This is a genomic window from Bradyrhizobium sp. ORS 278, from assembly GCF_000026145.1.
Taxonomy (GTDB): domain Bacteria; phylum Pseudomonadota; class Alphaproteobacteria; order Rhizobiales; family Xanthobacteraceae; genus Bradyrhizobium.
Genome location: NC_009445.1, coordinates 2,683,568 through 2,701,698, shown reverse-complemented (window position 1 = coordinate 2,701,698; position 18,131 = coordinate 2,683,568). Strand labels below are relative to the sequence as shown.

The 18,131-nt window shown below is 65.6% G+C and carries 18 protein-coding genes; 7 read left to right on the top strand and 11 right to left on the bottom strand.

The features are described 5' to 3' along the window. Positions 1-5: 5 nt before the first annotated feature. Positions 6-1,223 carry a bifunctional alpha/beta hydrolase/OsmC family protein gene (locus BRADO_RS11845; protein ID WP_041757464.1) on the top strand — a complete coding sequence of 406 codons (1,218 nt, stop codon included), beginning with the start codon at positions 6-8 and terminating at the stop codon, positions 1,221-1,223. Positions 1,224-1,402: 179 nt separating this feature from the next. On the opposite strand, the gene BRADO_RS11840 is transcribed toward BRADO_RS11845, so the two are convergent. Next, on the bottom strand, positions 1,403-2,449 hold the full coding sequence (locus BRADO_RS11840; protein WP_011925558.1) for a YeeE/YedE family protein: 1,047 nt from the start codon (positions 2,447-2,449) through the stop codon (positions 1,403-1,405). A 242-nt stretch (positions 2,450-2,691) separates the two neighbouring features. Between BRADO_RS11840 and paaI the strand changes: the two genes are divergently transcribed. Together paaI and paaK are read left to right on the top strand one after the other, a co-directional pair. Beyond that, the gene (paaI, locus tag BRADO_RS11835; protein WP_011925557.1) at positions 2,692-3,153 is read left to right on the top strand and encodes a hydroxyphenylacetyl-CoA thioesterase PaaI; all 462 of its coding nucleotides are present in this window, start codon (positions 2,692-2,694) and stop codon (positions 3,151-3,153) included. A gap of 20 nt (positions 3,154-3,173) precedes the next feature. Continuing rightward, on the top strand, positions 3,174-4,496 hold the full coding sequence (paaK, locus tag BRADO_RS11830) for a phenylacetate--CoA ligase PaaK (RefSeq protein ID WP_011925556.1): 1,323 nt from the start codon (positions 3,174-3,176) through the stop codon (positions 4,494-4,496). A gap of 284 nt (positions 4,497-4,780) precedes the next feature. On the opposite strand, the gene paaE is transcribed toward paaK, so the two are convergent. The 8 genes from paaE to BRADO_RS11790 all read right to left on the bottom strand — a co-directional run bounded on the left by paaE (position 4,781) and on the right by BRADO_RS11790 (position 11,157). Then, positions 4,781-5,860: a 1,2-phenylacetyl-CoA epoxidase subunit PaaE gene (gene paaE / locus BRADO_RS11825; RefSeq protein WP_041756400.1), complete on the bottom strand. Its 1,080-nt coding sequence runs from the start codon at positions 5,858-5,860 to the stop codon at positions 4,781-4,783. Between the two features lie 99 nt (positions 5,861-5,959). Then, positions 5,960-6,463 (bottom strand): 1,2-phenylacetyl-CoA epoxidase subunit PaaD, encoded by a 504-nt coding sequence (paaD, locus tag BRADO_RS11820; RefSeq protein WP_011925554.1) that lies wholly within the window; start codon positions 6,461-6,463, stop codon positions 5,960-5,962. After that, the gene (paaC, locus tag BRADO_RS11815) at positions 6,457-7,233 is read right to left on the bottom strand and encodes a 1,2-phenylacetyl-CoA epoxidase subunit PaaC (RefSeq protein ID WP_011925553.1); all 777 of its coding nucleotides are present in this window, start codon (positions 7,231-7,233) and stop codon (positions 6,457-6,459) included. The genes paaD and paaC overlap by 7 nt, the downstream gene beginning before the upstream one ends. Positions 7,234-7,374: 141 nt before the next feature. Then, the gene (paaB, locus tag BRADO_RS11810) at positions 7,375-7,662 is read right to left on the bottom strand and encodes a 1,2-phenylacetyl-CoA epoxidase subunit PaaB (protein WP_011925552.1); all 288 of its coding nucleotides are present in this window, start codon (positions 7,660-7,662) and stop codon (positions 7,375-7,377) included. A gap of 15 nt (positions 7,663-7,677) precedes the next feature. Continuing rightward, positions 7,678-8,667, bottom strand: a complete 990-nt coding sequence (paaA, locus tag BRADO_RS11805) for a 1,2-phenylacetyl-CoA epoxidase subunit PaaA (RefSeq protein WP_011925551.1) — start codon at positions 8,665-8,667, stop codon at positions 7,678-7,680. A 78-nt stretch (positions 8,668-8,745) separates the two neighbouring features. Continuing rightward, positions 8,746-9,627, bottom strand: coding sequence for a phenylacetic acid degradation operon negative regulatory protein PaaX (paaX, locus tag BRADO_RS11800; RefSeq protein WP_011925550.1), 882 nt, complete (start codon positions 9,625-9,627; stop codon positions 8,746-8,748). A gap of 93 nt (positions 9,628-9,720) precedes the next feature. Then, positions 9,721-10,197 (bottom strand): phasin, encoded by a 477-nt coding sequence (locus tag BRADO_RS11795; protein WP_011925549.1) that lies wholly within the window; start codon positions 10,195-10,197, stop codon positions 9,721-9,723. Between the two features lie 168 nt (positions 10,198-10,365). Next, entirely contained in the window at positions 10,366-11,157 is a 792-nt protein-coding gene (locus BRADO_RS11790; RefSeq protein ID WP_011925548.1) for a hypothetical protein, read from the bottom strand. A gap of 149 nt (positions 11,158-11,306) precedes the next feature. On the opposite strand from BRADO_RS11790, the gene BRADO_RS11785 reads away from it, so the two are divergent. Continuing rightward, positions 11,307-12,227: an alpha/beta fold hydrolase gene (locus tag BRADO_RS11785; protein WP_011925547.1), complete on the top strand. Its 921-nt coding sequence runs from the start codon at positions 11,307-11,309 to the stop codon at positions 12,225-12,227. Between the two features lie 273 nt (positions 12,228-12,500). Here BRADO_RS11785 and BRADO_RS11780 read toward each other — a convergent pair whose 3' ends face one another. After that, positions 12,501-13,505, bottom strand: a complete 1,005-nt coding sequence (locus tag BRADO_RS11780; RefSeq protein WP_011925546.1) for an alpha/beta fold hydrolase — start codon at positions 13,503-13,505, stop codon at positions 12,501-12,503. Positions 13,506-13,663: 158 nt separating this feature from the next. Continuing rightward, positions 13,664-13,930, bottom strand: a complete 267-nt coding sequence (locus BRADO_RS11775) for a DUF6489 family protein (RefSeq protein ID WP_011925545.1) — start codon at positions 13,928-13,930, stop codon at positions 13,664-13,666. A gap of 508 nt (positions 13,931-14,438) precedes the next feature. Here BRADO_RS11775 and BRADO_RS11770 point away from each other — a divergent pair. The 3 genes from BRADO_RS11770 (at position 14,439) to BRADO_RS11760 (ending at position 18,093) form a co-directional block, all read left to right on the top strand. Next, positions 14,439-16,034 (top strand): ABC transporter substrate-binding protein, encoded by a 1,596-nt coding sequence (locus BRADO_RS11770; RefSeq protein WP_011925544.1) that lies wholly within the window; start codon positions 14,439-14,441, stop codon positions 16,032-16,034. Positions 16,035-16,141: 107 nt separating this feature from the next. Continuing rightward, complete coding sequence (locus tag BRADO_RS11765) at positions 16,142-17,122, top strand: ABC transporter permease (protein ID WP_011925543.1); 981 nt, start codon at positions 16,142-16,144, stop codon at positions 17,120-17,122. 2 nt (positions 17,123-17,124) lie between these two features. Then, positions 17,125-18,093, top strand: coding sequence for an ABC transporter permease (locus BRADO_RS11760; RefSeq protein WP_011925542.1), 969 nt, complete (start codon positions 17,125-17,127; stop codon positions 18,091-18,093). The last annotated feature ends 38 nt before the right edge of the window (positions 18,094-18,131 follow it).

Here is an 18,131-nt window from a genome sequence, read left to right as displayed (position 1 = left end):
ACATCATGCCGACCGAACGTTTCCAATTCGATGGCGCAAGCGGCGACCGACTGTCCGCGGCGCTCGACCTGCCCGACGGCGCGCCGCGGGCGTATGCGCTGTTCGCGCATTGCTTCTCCTGCGGCAAGGACACCCATGCGGCACGCCGCATCGCGATGGCGCTGACGGCACACGGCATCGCCGTTCTCCGGTTCGATTTCACCGGCCTCGGCTCCAGCGAGGGGGACTTCGCCAATACGACGTTCTCCTCCAACGTCGCCGATCTCGTCCGCGCCGCCGATCATCTGCGTGAGACCCGGCAGGCGCCGGCCATCCTGATCGGCCACAGCCTCGGCGGCGCCGCCGTGCTGGCCGCGGCCGGCGACATCGCGGATGCGAAGGCGGTGGTGACCATCGCCGCCCCGTCCGATCCGGCGCATGTCACCGACATGTTCAAGGACAGTCTCGAGGCGATCCGCCGCGACGGCTCGGCCGAGGTATCGCTGGCGGGCCGTCCGTTCCGGATCAGCAGCTCGTTCCTTGACGACGTCGCCGAGCAGCGCCTGCTCGACAAGGTCAAGCATCTGCACAAGGCGGTCTTGGTGATGCATTCGCCGGTCGACGACACCGTGGGCATCGACAACGCGACCCACATCTTCGTCGCCGCCAAGCATCCGAAGAGCTTCATATCGCTCGACCATGCCGATCATCTGATCAGCAGCAAGGTCGACGCGGCCTACATCGCCGAGGTGATCGCGAGCTGGGCGAGCCGCTACGTCGCGCCGGCGGTGCCTGAGCCCGCCGCCACGGATGGTCCGCGCGGCGTGGTCGTGCGCGAGACCCGATCCAGCAAGCTGCAGCAGAGCATCGCGCTCGGCCCGCATCGCCTCACTGCCGACGAGCCGCTCTCTGTCGGCGGACAGGATACCGGCCCCGGCCCCTACGACCTGCTGCTCGCCGCGCTGGGCGCCTGCACCTCGATGACGATGCGGCTCTATGCCGACCGCAAATTCCTGCCGCTCGAGCGGATCACGGTGACGCTCCGCCACAGCAAGATCCACGCGGAGGATTGCGCGGAGTGCGAGACCAAGGTCGGACTGATCGATCAGCTCGAGCGCGAGATCCACATGGACGGCACGCTCGATGCGGAGCAGCGCAAGAAGCTGATGGAGATCGCCGACAAATGCCCGGTGCACCGCACGCTGACCTCCGAAATCCGCATCGTCACGCGCGCTGTGGAGTGAGCATTCGACCTAGTCCCACCCACCATGATTCCGGGGCAAGGCCGACAGGCCTTGAACCCGGAATCCCGAGATTATCTCGCGATCGTATCCGACCAGCTCGAGATTCCGGGTTCAATCGCCGATGCGCGAGCGCGCATCGACGATTGCCCCGGAATGACGGTGGGGGTGACGGAGTTGAACTAATGCGCCGTCTGCGGTTCGATCTTCAACGGCCTCACCCGCAGCGCCCCACGCAAGCCCACCGCCGTGCCGATGAAGATCCCGCCCACCGCCACGAACGACGGCAGCGCCAGGGTCGACAATCCCGTGAGCCCCTGCCCGACCGAGCAGCCCAGCGCCATGACGCCGCCGACCCCCATCAACGCGGCGCCGCCGGCCGAGCGCAGCATGTGCTGCGGCGAATGAAAACCTTCGAGCTTGAAGCGGCGCGTGACGATCGCGGTGACGAGACTGCCGGCGAGCACACCGGCGACGGTGGCGATGCCGAAATTCACCGTCGAGCCGGTCGACAGCATCACATATTGCAAGGCATCGGCGATCGGCGCGACGAAGGTCAGCGACGCCACCGGCACAGGGTTGAAATCGTCAGCGCCAAGAGTCCCGGTTGCGAACCAGCCGGCGGCGATCAGCAAACCGACGATGAGGCCCGCGAGCATCTGCCCCGGCGCACGCCGGAACGGCGCATGCGCAAAGGCAAAGACCAGCAGCGCGCCGCCGATCGCCAGCGCCGGCAGCAGCCGCGCCGGTACGCCGTGCAGGCCACCGAACGAGAGCAGCGCCGGCAGCGACGTCGCCGTCGCAGTGGTCTGAGACCCCTGCGTCAGCACGATCCGCAGCGGCGCGATCAGACCCTTCAGCGTCATCTCCGCCGCGATCGCCAGCACGATCACCACGACGAAGGAGCGGAGATTGCCGCGGCCCAGCAGCACCAGCGCGCGTGAGCCGCAACCGTTGGCCAGCACCATGCCGTAGCCGAACAGTACGCCGCCGGCGAACATCAGCGGCACAGAGAAGGCCGGCTGCAGATAGATCGACTTGCCGAGATCGACAAAACCATTGGCCGCGAGCAGCTGCGTGGCGATGACCGCGATGCCCATCGCGAGCGCGTAGGTGCGCACCAGACGGCCGTCGCCATCGGCCCACCAGCCGCGCAGGCTGCTCATCATGCAAAAGCCGCTGAGCAGTCCGGCGACGCCATAGACGAGGCCAATCCCGAGGCCGGCCATGATGGCCACATCAGCAGCTTCCGGCACGCGAAGGAGTCCTTCCGGTTGCGGAAAAGAGGCGGCGGCACGCGGGCTGCGCAAGCAGCTCTTTCGCTTGACGCGCGCGGAATATTCGCCACGATAACGCGCTTAACTAGTTCAGAATGCTTGTTCCAACAAGCATCACCGGGAGAGAACGCCGTGGTTTCACCAGCGCATCCTCATGCGCCGATCCTGGCTCGCGCGCGGCCGGAGGCCGGACGATGAGCAAAGCGGCGCCCCTTTCTCCCGACGCCCTCGCCCGCGCCTGCGCGGATGCGATGTGGCAGGACGACCGCGCCAGCCAGGGGCTGGGCATGCAGATCGTCGAGATCGGTCCGGGCCGCGCGACCCTGCAGATGACGGTCCAGCCGCACATGGTCAACGGACATGGCATCGCCCATGGCGGCTTCATCTTCACGCTGGCGGATTCCGCCTTCGCTTTCGCTTGCAACTCGCACAACGACCGCACGGTGGCCGCGCAAGGCAGCATCAGCTTCATCCGCCCGGGCAAGCTCGGCGACGTCCTGACCGCCCGCGCGCAAGAAGTGTCGCGCAGCGGCCGCTCCGGCATCTATGACGTCCGCGTCACCGCCGGGGAGACTGTGATCGCGGAGTTTCGCGGCCATTCCCGCAGCATCGGCGGCACGCTGGTTTCGACCGGCATGCCGGAAGCTGCAAGCTGATCCGCCGGAGGACATCACCCATGACCAAGCATCAATCGGCGGGCAGCTACGTGCCCGAGATGGACGCCACCGAACGCGCCTCGCGCGACGAGATCATGGCACTGCAGACCAGGCGCCTCGCCTGGTCGCTGAAACATGCCTATGACAACGTCGCCCATTACCGACGGGCGTTCGACAAGGCAGGCGTGCATCCGTCGGATTTCCATGAGCTCGCCGACCTTGCCAAATTCCCGTTCACGGTGAAGACCGACCTTCGCGACAACTACCCGTTCAACATGTTCGCCGTCCCGCGCGAGCAGCTGGTGCGCGTGCACGCCTCCTCCGGCACGACCGGCAAGCCGATCGTGGTCGGCTATACCAAGAACGACATCGCGACCTGGTCGGCGGTGATGGCGCGCTCGATCCGCGCCGCCGGCGGCCGCGGCGGCATGATCATCCACAATGCCTATGGCTATGGCCTGTTCACCGGCGGTCTCGGCGTGCATTACGGCGCCGAGGAGCTCGGCTGCACCGTCGTGCCGATCTCCGGCGGCATGACCGAGCGGCAGGTGCAGTTGATCAACGATTTCCGCCCCGAGATCATCACGGTGACGCCGAGCTACATGCTGGCCATCCTCGACGAGTTCAAGCGCCAGGGCCTCGATCCCCGCCAGAGCTCGCTCAAGATCGGCATCTTCGGCGCCGAGCCCTGGACCAACGCGATGCGCGCCGAGATCGAGGACGCATTCGCGATGGACGCCACCGACATCTACGGCCTGTCGGAAGTGATCGGTCCCGGCGTGGCGCAGGAGTGCCTGGAGACCAAGGACGGGCTGCACGTCTGGGAGGATCATTTCTATCCGGAGATCGTCGATCCCGACACCGGCCGTGTGCTGCCCGACGGCGAGATGGGCGAATTGGTGTTCACCTCGCTGACCAAGGAGGCCTTTCCCGTCATCCGCTACCGCACCCGCGATTTGACACGGTTGCTGCCGGGCACGGCGCGCCCGGGCATGCGCCGTATGGAGAAGGTGACGGGACGCTCCGACGACATGATCATCCTGCGCGGCGTCAATTTGTTCCCGTCGCAGATCGAGGAGATCCTGCTGACCACCGAATGGTGCGGCGGCCATTTCATGCTGGAGCTGACCCGCGAAGGCCGCATGGACGAGCTGACCATCTACGCGGAATCGCGCCCAGAGCATTGGGACGAGAACGCGCTCGGCGAGCACGCCGAGCGCATCTCGATCCATATCAAGAACACCATTGGCGTGACGGCCAAGGTGAAGGCGGTGCCGCCGGACACGCTGGAGCGCTCGGCGGGCAAGGCGAAGCGGATCAAGGATAAGAGACCGATGGGGTGATGGATCGCGCCAAAATGGAATCGAGATATCGCGCCAGCGGCGCTGCGCTCCCTCTCCCCGTTCTTACGGGGAGAGGGCTGGGGTGAGGGGCAGCCGCACGGGAGGTGTCGATAGGGGCAAACGCGCCGGGAGTGTCCGTGGAAAGACCTGTACCCCTCACCCGGATTGCATCTCACGATGCAATCCGACCTCTCTCCGCAAGCGGGGCGAGGTTGCACCGAGCCCGCCGTGAGAGCGTGCTCACATCGATATTTTATCAGCAGCGAGATTGCGGACACGCCCTCTCACATATGATCGTAGTCCACCACCACCCGCTCCGTCACCGGCTTCGCCTGGCAGGTCAGCACGAAGCCGGCCTGCAATTCCCACGGCTCGAGCGAGTAGTTCAGCTCCATCTCGGCCTTGCCCTCGGAGAGCTTGGCGCGGCAGGTGGAGCACATGCCGCCCTTGCAGGCGAACGGCAAATCGACACCGGCGCGCAGCGCGGCGTCGAGAATGGCCTCGCCCTCGGCGACCGGCACCTCGCGGCGTTTGCCGTCGATGATCAGGGCGGCGATCGCTTTCGGCGGTGCGGAGTCGGGCACCACGATCTTCGGCCGCGGCTTGCCGCCAGCGCCGGAGACGAAGCGCTCGACATGGACGCGGTCGTCGGCGATGCCGAGCGCACGGCAGGCGGCCTCGATCTCCTCGCTCATCCCGGTGGGGCCGCAGATGAAGACGTGATCAACAGCCTCGGCCGGCACCAGCGAGCGCAACAGCAGGCGCACCTTCTCGCCGTCGAGACGGCCGTGCAGAATCGGCAGATCCTGCTCCTCGCCGGAGATGACGTGGAACACCGAGAGGCGATCGAGGAAGCGGTCCTTCAGCTCCTCGAGCTGCTCGCGGAACAGCATGCCCGCGGTGGTGCGGTTGCCATAGAACAGGAAGAAGCGGCTGTCCGGCTCGCGCGCCAGCACGGCTTTGACGATCGACAGGATCGGCGTGATGCCCGATCCCGCCGCAAAGCCGACATGGGTGCGCGCGGCCTCCGGCTGCAGCGCCACGCCGAAGCGGCCGGTCGGCGTCATCACGTCGATCTCGTCGCCGCGCTTCAATTCGTCGGTGACGAAGCTGGAGAACGCGCCGCCATCGACGCGCTTCACCGCGATGCGGATCTCGTTGTCATCGGGACCGGAGCAGATCGAATAGGACCGCCGGACCTCTTCGCCGCCGAGCGTGGTCTTCAACGTGAGATATTGCCCGGGCGCGAAGCGATAATCGTCGACCAGCTCGCCTGGAATGGCAAACGTCAGCGACACCGCATCCGGCGCCTCGCGGCGCAAGTCACGGACGGCAAGACGATGGAAGCGTGGCGTTGTCGACATCGATTCTATCCCCGCGTCATTGCGAGCGAAGCGAAGCAATCCAGGGCTCCGGGCGTGGCCCTGGATTGCTTCGCTTCGCTCGCAATGACGGCTGTCATATCAGTGGCACTTGAAATAATCGAACGGCTCGCGGCACGCCTTGCAGCGCCACAGCGCCTTGCAGGAGGTCGAGCCGAACTCAGCGAGCTGCTCGGTGTCATCAGAACCGCATTGCGGACAGGCCACCGCGGCGACGCCGAACAGTGCGCGGCGGCCGCTCGACGGCTGCGGCGGCGCGATGCCGTAGTCACGCAGCTTGCGCCGGCCCTGCTTGCTCATCCAGTCCGTGGTCCAGGCCGGCGACAGCACGGTGCGAATGTGAGCCTCGTGGAAGCCGGCGCGCTCCAGCGCGATCTCGATCTCCAGCGCGATCATGTTCATCGCGGGGCAACCCGAATAGGTCGGCGTGATCGCGACCTCGACGCGGTCGCCGACCACCTCGACCTCGCGCAGCACGCCGAGATCGTCGATCGTCAGCACCGGAATTTCCGGATCGGCGACCGACGCCGCCGCATCCCAGGCGCGCTGGCGCAGCTCGGCCGGGCTGAGGTCCGCGACTACCATGTCGCACCGGGAAAGCTGCGCTGCATATATTGCAGATCGCTGAGCAGATGGCCAAGATGCTCGCTGTGACGCCCGTCGCGGCCGCCCTGCTGCATCCAGTCGTTCTCCGGCAGCACGAGCGTCGCCTCGCGCGCGACGCGCGAGACGATCGACAGCCATTCCGGCATCAGCATCGTCGGATCGATCGCGATGCCGGCGTCGATCAAACCGCGTTCGGCCTCGTCGACGCTGAACATCTCGCCGGTATAGGCCCAGAGATCATCAACAGCGGCCTGCGCGCGCGCGTGGCTCTCGTCGGTGCCGTCACCGAGCCGGATCACCCATTCGCTGGCATGGCGTAGATGATAGGCGCACTCCTTCTCCGACTTGGCGGCGATCGCCGCCAGGGTCGCATCGGTCGAGCCCATCATGCCGCGCCAATACGCATCGGCGAACGCGGCGTAGAACAGCTGCCGCACCATCGTCTGCGCGAAGTCGCCATTGGGCCGCTCCACCAGCAGCAGATTGCGGTACTGCCTGACGTCGCGGAGATAAGCGAGCTTGTCCTCGTCATTGTCGCGGGCCTCGACCTTGGCCGCGTAGCCGTAGAGTTCACGGGCCTGGCCGATCAGGTCGAGCGCCATGTTCGACAGCGCCATGTCCTCCTCGAGCATCGGCGCGTGACCGCACCATTCGGACAGACGATGGCCAAGGATCAGCGCATCATCGGCGCGACGCAAGGTGTACAGCACCAGCGGCGTTTCGGAGACGGTGATCGAGGGTGCGGTCATGGTGTGTCTGCCTTAGAGCCACGCGTTCGACCTCATCCTGAGGAGCCCGCCGCAGGCGGGCGTCTCGAAGGATGGGCTACGAGCCATATCGGGCCTCATGGTTCGAGACGGCGCTGCGCGCCTCCTCACCATGAGGATTTACTACATATGCCCGACTTCCTCGGGCACCTCGTAGAACGTCGGGTGGCGATAGATCTTCGTCTCCGCCGGCTCGAACATCATGCCCTTGTCGGCGGGATCGGATGCGGTGATCGCGCTCGACGGCACGACCCAGATCGACAGGCCCTCGCCGCGGCGGGTGTAGAGGTCGCGCGCGGCCTGCAGCGCCATGGTCGCGTCGGGCGCATGCAGCGAGCCGCAATGCTTGTGCGCGAGCCCGTTGCGGCTGCGGATGAAGACCTCCCACAACGGCGTGTTCGGCGTCGTCATTCCAGATCTCCCTTGTTATTCGGCGGCCTGCGCCATCTGGCGCCGCGCGCGCTTCTCGGCGTAGGCAGCTGCCGCCTCGCGCACCCAGGCGCCGTCGGCATGCGCCTTGCGCCGCGCCGCCAGCCGATCGCGGTTGCACGGGCCGTTGCCGGCCAGCACCTGCTTGAACTCGTTCCAGTCGATCGGCCCGTGGCGCCAATGGCCCTGCTCGTCCTGCGTCATCGCGGGATCAGGAATGGTGAGCCCGAGATACTGCGCCTGCGGCACGGTGGCATCGATGAACTTCTGGCGCAGCTCGTCATTCGAGAAGCGCTTGATCTTCCACTTGGTCGAGGTGTCGCTGTGCTGGCTCGCCTGATCCGGCGGGCCGAACATCATCAGCACCGGCCACCACCACCTGTTCAGCGCGTCCTGCGCCATCGCCTTCTGCTCGGCCGTGCCCCGGCAGAGCGTCAGCATGATCTCGTAGCCCTGGCGCTGGTGGAACGATTCCTCCTTGCAGACGCGGATCATCGCGCGCGCATAGGGGCCGTAGGAGCAGCGGCACAGCGGGATCTGGTTCATGATCGCGGCGCCGTCGACCAGCCAGCCGATCACGCCGATATCCGCCCAGGTCAGGGTCGGGTAGTTGAAGATCGAGGAGTACTTGGCCTTGCCGGCCAGCATCGCGTCGACCAGCTCCTCGCGCGAGGCGCCGAGCGTCTCGGCGGCGGCATACAAATAGAGGCCGTGGCCGCATTCGTCCTGGACCTTGGCAAGCAGCGCCGCCTTGCGGCGCAGGCTGGGCGCGCGGGTGATCCAGTTGCCCTCGGGCAGCATGCCGACGATTTCGGAATGAGCGTGCTGGGAAATCTGCCGGACCAGCGTCTTGCGATAGGCGGCCGGCATCCAGTCGTTCGGCTCGATGCGCTCCTCGGCATCGATGCGCGCCTGGAAGCGCGAGGCGCGCCCGGCGTCCTCGGCGTGGCTGCCCTCCTCGGGCGAATTAAGCGCCTGCGTGTACATGCGGCGGCGTCCTCCCAGGACTTGGTTGCCGCCAACATATTACAAAATTCGAGAGATGCAATCGAATTCCGTAATATATCAGCGTTCCTCATGCGCGTCCGCAAACCGCCGTTCCAGCGCCGCGCCGGCGGCCGGCAATGCGCCCTCCTCATTGGTCGCGTGCGCGTCGAGCCAGCGCTCCGCGCCCGGCAGCAGCAGCCGGTAGATCTCGGCGCACAGCGCCCTTGCCTGCCGGCCCGGCCAGTTCTCCGGCAGCAGTTCGGCCGGCAGCAGCGGATCGCGGAGCACGATGCGACGGTAGTGGTGGATCAGCAGGATGCGGGCGGTGAACGCCTGGCCATCGGTGAGCGCCTCGCCGCGGGCGATGCTGGCCTTGAGCGGCGCGAAGGACGCGCTGAACTTGCGGTAGGCATCCGCCGTCCGTTCCAGCGCCCAGCTTTCGGCGACCAGCCGGCGCGCGATGTCGAAGCCGGCCGACGCCTGCAGCCGGATCGCGCCCTCCACCACGTCCGGCACGGCGACGCCGGAGGGCGCCACGAACACACCCGGCAGCGGGCTGCCGAAGCCGGCATCGCGCAACGCGGTCCGCGCCTGCTCGCGGTCGTCGGCGCTGCCGATCATGACCAGCTCGAAGCTGCCGTTCCATTCCCCCGGCGGCGAATCGTAGATGTGGCGGGTGGCGCCGGCAAAGGTCTGCTCGCCGCGCCGGGTCAGGCGATAGAAGCTGTTGCGGCCGCTCTTGGTACGCTCGAACCAGCCCTCCGCCGTCAGTCGCGACATCGCGGTGCGCACCACGCTGCCATCGATGGCGAGCCCCTCGAAGAAGGCCAGCAGGGTGCCGAGCCAGACGCTGCCGCCGCGCGGCACGATGGCGTCGCCGAACACGGTGATGATCAGCGAGCCCGTGCGCGACGGCTCGCTCTTCAGCTGGTCGACGATGCGGGACAGCGGCTGCGGCATGGCGCAGGCTTAGCCGGTTTCGCCCGATCACAAAAGGAAAGGCCCGCCGAAAGCGGGCCTCGCAGGAGCGATCGACTGAACCGGGAAGCCCGATCAGGCGGTCTTGTTGTAAGCCTTGGCCATGTTCTCCTGGGCAAGCTTGGCACCCTCGGTGACGAGCTTGCCGACATACTCGCTGGTCGACTTGGCGCGGGCGACGAGCGCTTCGCCGCGGGCCCGGGCCAGCTCACCCTGGATCGCAACGGCTTCGCTGATCGACTTGGCCGACGCCAGCTTGTCCAGGCCGTCGAAGAACGCCTCGGTGTCCTGGTACAGCGCCTGCTGGATGTTGCGCGTGATCTTGCCGGCTTCTGTGACGCCGTCGAACACGGCGGTCTCGATTGCCGAAGTCACCTTCTCGGAGCCGGCGAGGGCCTCCGCAGCGCGCTCCTTGGCGGTCGACGCGGTCTTCTTGACGAACTCCCGCGCGGATTCCGGCACTTCCATGGTCTGCAGGTTCTTGAACGCGTCGGTCACCGGCGCAAAGGCATCTTTCACGGTGTCGAACACGGTATTGGTTTCGGTGGTCATGGTCGTCTCCATCCTCGTTTGAGCTATGGGCTCTCGCTCCGTCCCTATGAAACCGGAGTAGTTCGACCATATCACTCCACATGGTGCATCGCAACAATTATGTTGCATTGCACCATTGCGGGGTGCGTAATCGTAATAATGAAGGCGTCTGCAGAGAGCCGATCACCCTCAGCTGCCGGACGGAACGTCCTGGCGCGGACCCGGGTTCCGATCAGGCATGCCGCCGTGCTTCTTGTTGCGCTTGCCGTGCCGGACAGGCTCGGCCGCGCGCGGTGCAGCTTCGATCGAGGGGGCCTCGCCCTCGGCCGGCGGGGAGGATTTCGTCAACGCGTCGATCGCGTTCCGGATCTCGCGCAGATCGGTCTCAAGGGCCGCCGCCGGGGTCGGCGCCTGCACAGACTTCAGGATCTGGTCGAGCAACGCTTTGATCTCGCTCAACTGAGGCGTGACATCAACGGCGGGCGTCGCCGCGGGTTGCGGAGTGTTCGAGGCGGCGACAAGAGCGTCGAGCAATGTCTTGATCTCGCTGAGCTTTGGCGTGACGTCCGCCGGTGTTGGAACCACCGGCGGCGGCAGCTTGGACGCGGCGACAAGCGTATCGATCAGCCCCTTGATCTCGTTGAGCTTCGGGGTGGGATCGGCAGCCGGTGCCGGCGGCGCGACCCTGCTGGCCAAGAGCTCCTTCAGGAGCGCCCGCGTCTCGGCCAGTTCGCTTTCGATCGAGGTCAGCCGCTCGTTCAATACGGTCAGCTGACCGCGGCTCGGCACGTTCATGCCGGCGAAGTAGTTTTCCATCAGATCGGCCATGGGCTTCTGTCCGTTTCCAGAAGTTGCGGGATCATCGGAGGTGCGGATCGCCCCACCGATCGGGCGCAGCCGCGTGAAGGCCGTGAAGCTCCTCTGCATGTCACCGACCATCTGCTGCCAGAATGCAATCGGGTCGCCGGATTTGTTCGTCATCGGGACGCTCCTTCAGGCCAACACAAGACTCAAACACAACCTATCATAGCACGCCCTTGCTGCGATGCGGGAGGATCATCCGAGCCCGCTTCTCTGCAGCGGCGGGACCATGCCATAGAGGGCAGGTTGGCCTTGAACGAGGGATCACCATGACTGCCATTGCCCACCAGCCGCCGCAGACCGTTCGCGCCAACGGGATCGACATCTGCTACGAGATCTTCGGTGATCCCTCGGCGCCCCCGCTGCTGCTGATCATGGGCCTGGGCGGGCAGATGATCATCTGGGACGACGCGTTCTGCGAGCAGCTCGCCGCCTGCGGCTTTCGCGTCATCCGCTTCGACAACCGCGACATCGGCCAGTCGAGCCATCTGCATGGCGGGCGGCGGATCACACCGTTCGAGCTGCTCAAGCTGCGCTTCTTCAACATCCCGGTCTCGGCGCCCTACAAGATCCTCGACATGGCCAAGGACACGGTCGGCCTGATGGACGCCCTCGACATCAAGTCGGCGCATCTGGTCGGTGCCTCGATGGGCGGCATGATCGCCCAGGAGGTCGCGATCTCGTTCCCGCATCGCGTGCGCTCGCTGACCTCGATCATGTCGACAACAGGCAATCCGCGGATTCCGCCGCCGACCCGCGAGGTTGCGATGCTGCTGATGGCGCCGCCGCCCCGGACCAGGGACGAGTACATCAAGCGCTTCCAGAAGACCTGGAAGGCGCTGCGCGCCGGCTCCTTCCCCGAGGACGAGGCGCGCGACGTGGCGCTGGCCGAGCGCTGTTTCGCCCGTGGCCTCAACCCGGCGGGTGTCGGCCGTCAGTTGCGGGCAATCCTGGCCTCCGGCAGCCGCAAGCCGCGGCTGCACCAGGTGACGGCACCGACGCTCGTCATCCACGGCAAGCTCGACCCGCTGGTGCATCACTCGGCCGGCACCGACACGGCGGAGTCGATCCCCAACGCCAAGCTCTTGATGATCGAGCGCATGGGCCACGCCATCCCGATTCCGACCTGGCCGCAGATCATCTCCGCCATCGCCGACCACGCTCATGGCGCGAATGCGCAGGCGGCGTAGCGATCCGTCTGACGTAGGCCCAGCCGCTCGCCATACCCTCAGCTGGTCGTCCCGGCGAACGCCGGGACCCATACCCACCGACCTTCGTGGTTGCGACGCGCGTTGGCTCCAGCCCGCTTTCACCGCGGGGGTCAGTGGCTATGGATCCCGGATCGGCGCCCGCCGACGCGTTGCGTCGGCAGGCTTGTCCGGCACGACCCCGAATGTTGGGCTCGGCCTTTGGCTTTCACCAAGCGATCTCATGTCCTCGCCCGTCAACCAGCTGGCCCGTCCCTACCCGAACCTCCGTCGCCGCCATTCGATCAGCTTGGCGCTGACCTCCTCGGGCTGCTCCTGCTGGGTCCAATGGCCGCTGTCGCGGACGAGATACTTCTCCAGGTCCGGCACCAGCTTCTCCATGCCGTCGGCGGCCGACGGCGGCAACACGGCGTCGTTCTCGGCCATGATCATCAGCGACGGCACCCGCACCGTGTGGTCGAGCCCCTCGGAGCGCTGCCAGTTGCGGGTCATGTTGCGATACCAGTTGATGCCGCCGGTGAAGCCGGTGCGCGAGAACGTCTCGACGAACACGCGCTTCTCCGCCGCCGACAAGATCGGCTGCCGCGTGTCCTTCGATGCGTCATAGGCCGCGATCGTCTGCGGAAAGGCCAGGTTCAGGGTTGGCGACGCCGCGATCCCGCCCGCCTGCGGCTCGGTCGACGGCGCGTCGCCGCGCGGCAGCGGCTTGCGCATGAAGGCGTCGAAGGTCTGCTCGACGCGGCTGCCGAAAATCCGATCCGGCTCGCGGGCCGGGTCCTGGAACTGGACGATGTACATCATCTCACCGAAGCGCTTGCGCATGATCGCAATGGGATCGGCGGGCGCGCGCGGCAGATGCGGCGTGTTGATGCCGACCACGCCGGCGACGCGGTCCGGATGGCGCAGCGGCATCTGCCAGACGACGAATCCGCCCCAGTCGTGGCCGACGAAGATCGCCTTGTCGATCTCGAGATGATCGAGCAGCCCGACCAGGTCAGCTGTGAGATGCTCGAGGTCGTAGGACTCGACCGGCTCCGGCCGGTCGGTGGCGCCATAGCCGCGCTGGTCCGGCGCGATGACGCGGATGCCCGCCTCCGCCAGCGCCTTGATCTGGTGCCGCCAGGAAAAGGCCAGCTCCGGCCAGCCGTGGCAGAGGATCATGGGCGGATGGTCGGTTGCAGGACCGGCCTCGTAATAGCCCATCCGAATGCCATTGGTGGTCGCGTATTGCAGCGGCGGCATCGATGTCGGATCGGTCATGCGTCCTCCCGTGAAGCTGCTCTGCCGGGCTTGGCTGCCCGGTTCTGGCAGGCGGCATGGTGCACGCTCGATGACGCGGCGTGAAGACGCCTCGGTCGCTTTCGCCGCTTTCGATGCGGGATCAGTTCCGCGCAGCGAAATCCGCGATCACTGCCCCGTCAGGCGGACTTCTTGTCGCTGGAGCTCGAGCGGCTGCCGCCGAGGCCGGCCATCGTCAGCATCAGGTCCTGGAACCGCTCGGCCAGGCGGGGATCGAAGTTGAACCAGCTCTGCATGATCGCTTCGGGGGTCAGCTTGTCGATGTTGCTCGTCATCTGATGCTGCAGCCGGTCCATGACCGCGGCCTGCATCGGACCGAGGTCGGGAAGTCCGATAAACTGCCGCGCCTCGAGCGGTGTGCAATCGATCTCGATGTTGACTTTCATGTCCGCTCCGCCCTGTTCAAGCCACCCCAACGCCACTCCAGCCGGGTCCCGTTACCACGGGACACTCATCCCGGAGCCCGGGTGGAGAGAGCCCAGTATCACCGCCCCGCCCCCCCTCTAGCAAGCGGCGCGTTGCTGCAGGTGCGCAATTCCCGGGACATGGTCAACCCTGATCCGGCGGACCGGTCGTGTCGTTCGAAGGCGGCGCGTGCACTGCAAATCGAGATCCCCGGGGATAACCATATCGTTTAGGCTTAAACAAAGTGCCCTTGTGTGCCGCTGCTGAATTCTGGCAACATCATCGCGATCGGCGTGCCGCGGTCCTACAGAAGCTTGGGATCAGTTCGTTCCAGCACGGCATCAGACTTGCAAGCACATCGCCCGGCGTCTTGTTGCTTCTTGAAGTTCGTGCAAGAGGCGCTGCAGACATCACGAACTTCGAAGCAAGGCAGGCGGGACCCAGACGCCTGCCAAAAAACCAAGCGTCAAACGCGGAGAATTTGGACATATGTCGGGACGCAAATCCCTGCTCATCGCCGCAGCGGTCGCCTTCGGCCTCTCCCTCATGCCGGCTTCGGCCCAGACCCTGCGCTATGCCAACCAGGGCACCCTGAAGTCGCTCGATCCCTACACCTTCAAGGAATCAACCACGATTGCGCATCACGCGCACGTCTATGAAGGGCTCACGGCGCGCGACAAGGATCTCAAGATCATTCCGGCCCTTGCCGAGAGCTGGGAAACGCCCGAGCCGACCCGCTGGCGCTTTCATCTGCGCAAGGGTGTCAAGTTCCACAATGGTGAACCCTTCACCGCCGACGACGTGATCTTCTCCGCCGACCGCGTCCGCGCCACCGGCTCCAACTTTCTGTCCAACGTTCCGCCGGACGCCAAGTTCATCAAGGTGGACGACTACACGGTGGACGTGAAGCTCGACGCGCCCAATCCCATTCTGATCTCGCAATGGGATACGTGGTTCATCATGAGCAAGAAGTGGTGCGAGGACAACAACGCGGTCGCGCCGACCCCGGTCTCCGCGACCACGCCGAGCTACGCCTCGCTGCACGAGAACGGCACCGGTCCCTTTATCATCGAGAGCCATCAGCCGGGCGTGAAGACCGTCTTCAAGGTCAACCCGAACTGGTGGGGCAAGCCGGAGCATAATCTCAAGGAGATCGTGTTCACGACCATTTCCTCGGACGCGACGCGCGTCGCGGCGCTGCTCTCCGGCGAGGTCGACATCATCGAGCCGGTTCCGGTGCAGGACATCGGCCGTGTCGATTCCAGCCCGAATGCGCAGGTCCTGAAGGGACCCGAGCTGCGCACGATCTTCCTCGGCATGGACGAGACGCGCGATGAGCTGCTCTACTCCAACGTCAAGGGCAAGAACCCGTTCAAGGACATCCGTGTCCGCGAGGCGTTCTACAAGTCCATCGACGTCGAGCTGATCAAGACCCGAGTCATGCGCGGCCTGTCGACGCCGTCGGCGCTGATGATCGCGCCGCAGCTGTATTCGCTGTCGAAGGACTTCACCCGTCCGAAATACGATCCGGACGCGGCCAAGAAGCTCCTGACCGAGGCCGGCTATCCCGACGGCTTCGAGGTCGGCATGGACTGCCCGAACGACCGCTACGTCAACGACGCCGCGATCTGCCAGGCCGTCGTCGGCATGCTGGCGCGCATCGGCGTGAAGGTGAACCTGAACGCGCAGCCCAAGGCGCAGTATTTCGCGAAGGTGCTGAAGCCCGGCGGCTACAACACCTCCTTCTTCCTGCTCGGCTGGACGCCCTCGTCGATGGACGCGCACAACGTGATGCACGACATCATGGGCTGCCGTGACGACGCCAAGGATCCGACCCGCGGCGAGGCCAATCTCGGCAACTACTGCAACAAGGAGTTCGACGCGCTCACCGACAAGGTCCTGGTCGAAGCCGACCCGGCGAAGCGCGATCAGCTGATCAAGCAGGCCTTCGAGATCGGCATCAAGGACTACGGCTACATCCCGCTGCATCAGCAGGCCGTGGCCTGGGGCGTGTCGAAGAAGGTCAAGATCCCGCTGCGCGCCGACAACGCCGTGCTGATGTTCTGGGCCAACAAGACCGAGTAGTTCGCCCGACGACCCAAAGTCCCGGAAAGCAGAACTGCTTTTCGGGACTTTTCATTTTCCACGGCAGGTGCTACCCGCCGCGCGATCGAGAGGACTGAAAGGACCAGATGCTCGCCTTCACGCTTCGCCGAGCAATTCAGGCCATCGGCGTCATGATCGCCGTCGGGATAATCGCGTTCGCGATGTTCCGCTTCGCCGGCGATCCCGTCAGCCAGCTCGTGCCGATCGACGCTTCGGCGGCGGAACGCGCCCAGATCCGCCAGTCCCTCGGCCTCGACGATCCTTTCATCGTGCAGTTCGGCCGATACCTGTTCGATGCCGCGCAGTTCAAGTTCGGCGTGTCCTACCAATTCCGCCAGCCGGTCTCCGATCTCCTCAAGGAGCGCATGCCCGCGACGCTGGAGCTCGCCGTCTGCGCGACCATCCTGGCCTTGGTCTTCGGGATCATCATGGGCGTGTTCTCCGCGCTGCGCCGCGACTCGCTGCTGGCAAAGCTGTTCCAGATGGTGTCGCTGATCGGCATCTCGCTGCCGACCTTCCTGATCGGCATTCTGCTGATCTACCTGTTCTCGGTCACGCTCGGCTGGCTGCCATCGTTCGGCCGCGGCGACGTCGTGAAGCTCGGCTGGTGGTCGACCGGCCTGCTGACGCTCTCCGGCTGGAAGGCGCTGATCATGCCGTCGATCACGCTCGGCCTGTTCCAGATGACCTTGATCATGCGTCTCGTCCGCGCCGAGATGCTGGAAGTGCTGCGCACCGACTACATCCGCTTCGCGCGCGCGCGAGGCCTGACAACACGCGCGATCCATTTCGGCCATGCGCTGCGCAACACGCTGGTTCCGGTCATCACCGTGGTCGGCCTGCAGTTCGGATCGGTGATCGCGTTCTCGATCATTACCGAGCAGGTGTTCCAATGGCCGGGCATGGGCCTGTTATTCGTGCAGGCGGTGCAGAACGTCGACATCCCGATCATGGCGGCGTACCTGATGATGGTGTCGCTGATCTTCGTCACCATCAATCTCGTGGTTGATATCCTCTACACCGTGGTCGATCCGCGCCTGCGCGCGACCATCAGCCGTCCGGCCTGATCATGAGCGACGCAGCCCTCCCCCATCCCACTCCCGTTCAAGCGCCGCGCGCCACCAGCGACGGCTGGCTGAAGCGCGCGCTCGCGAGCGACCTGTTCTACTCGTTCCGCCGGTCCAAGCTGACGGTGGCCGCCGCGATCATCACGCTGCTGTTCTTCCTTCTCGCGATCTTCGCGCCGCTGCTGTCGCCGCAGAACCCGTTCGATCCGGCGCAGCTGCAGCTTCTGAACTCGCGCATCTCCCCGCTGTGGACCGCCGACGGCCAGAGCCCGTTCCTGCTCGGCACCGACGAGCAGGGCCGCGACGTGCTCTCCGCCATCCTCTACGGCCTGCGGATCTCACTCCTCGTCGGCATTCTGGGCGTCGTGTTCTCCGGCGCGCTCGGCATCGGGCTCGGCTTGGTCGCGGGCTATTTCGGCGGTCGTGTCGACACCGTGATCATGCGCATCGCCGACGTGCAGCTGACCTTCCCGCCGATCCTGATCGCGCTGCTGGTCAACGGCATCGCCAAGTCCGTCTCCGGCAATCATTTGGACTGGCTGAGCATGCTGGGCGTGCTGGTGCTCGCGATCGGCCTGTCGTTCTGGGTGCAATATGCGCGGACGGTGCGCAGTTCGGTGCTGGTCGAGAAGAACAAGGACTATGTCGCCGCCGCGCAGCTGATCGGCCTGCCGGCGCCTGTCATCATGCTGCGCCACGTGCTGCCCAACACCACCGGTCCGGTGCTGGTCATCGCGACGATCAACCTGGCCCTCGCCATCATCACCGAGGCGACCTTGTCGTTCCTCGGCTCCGGCATGCCGGAGACGATGCCCTCGCTCGGAACCCTGATCCGCATCGGCAACAACTATCTGTTCGCGGGCGAATGGTGGATCGTCGCTTTCCCCGGACTCGCGCTGGCCGGATTGATCCTGGCGATCAACCTGCTCGGCGACTGGCTGCGCGACGCGCTCAACCCGAAACTGCGATGATCCCGTTCATTCGTATGAAGGCTTTGACCCCGAAGGCT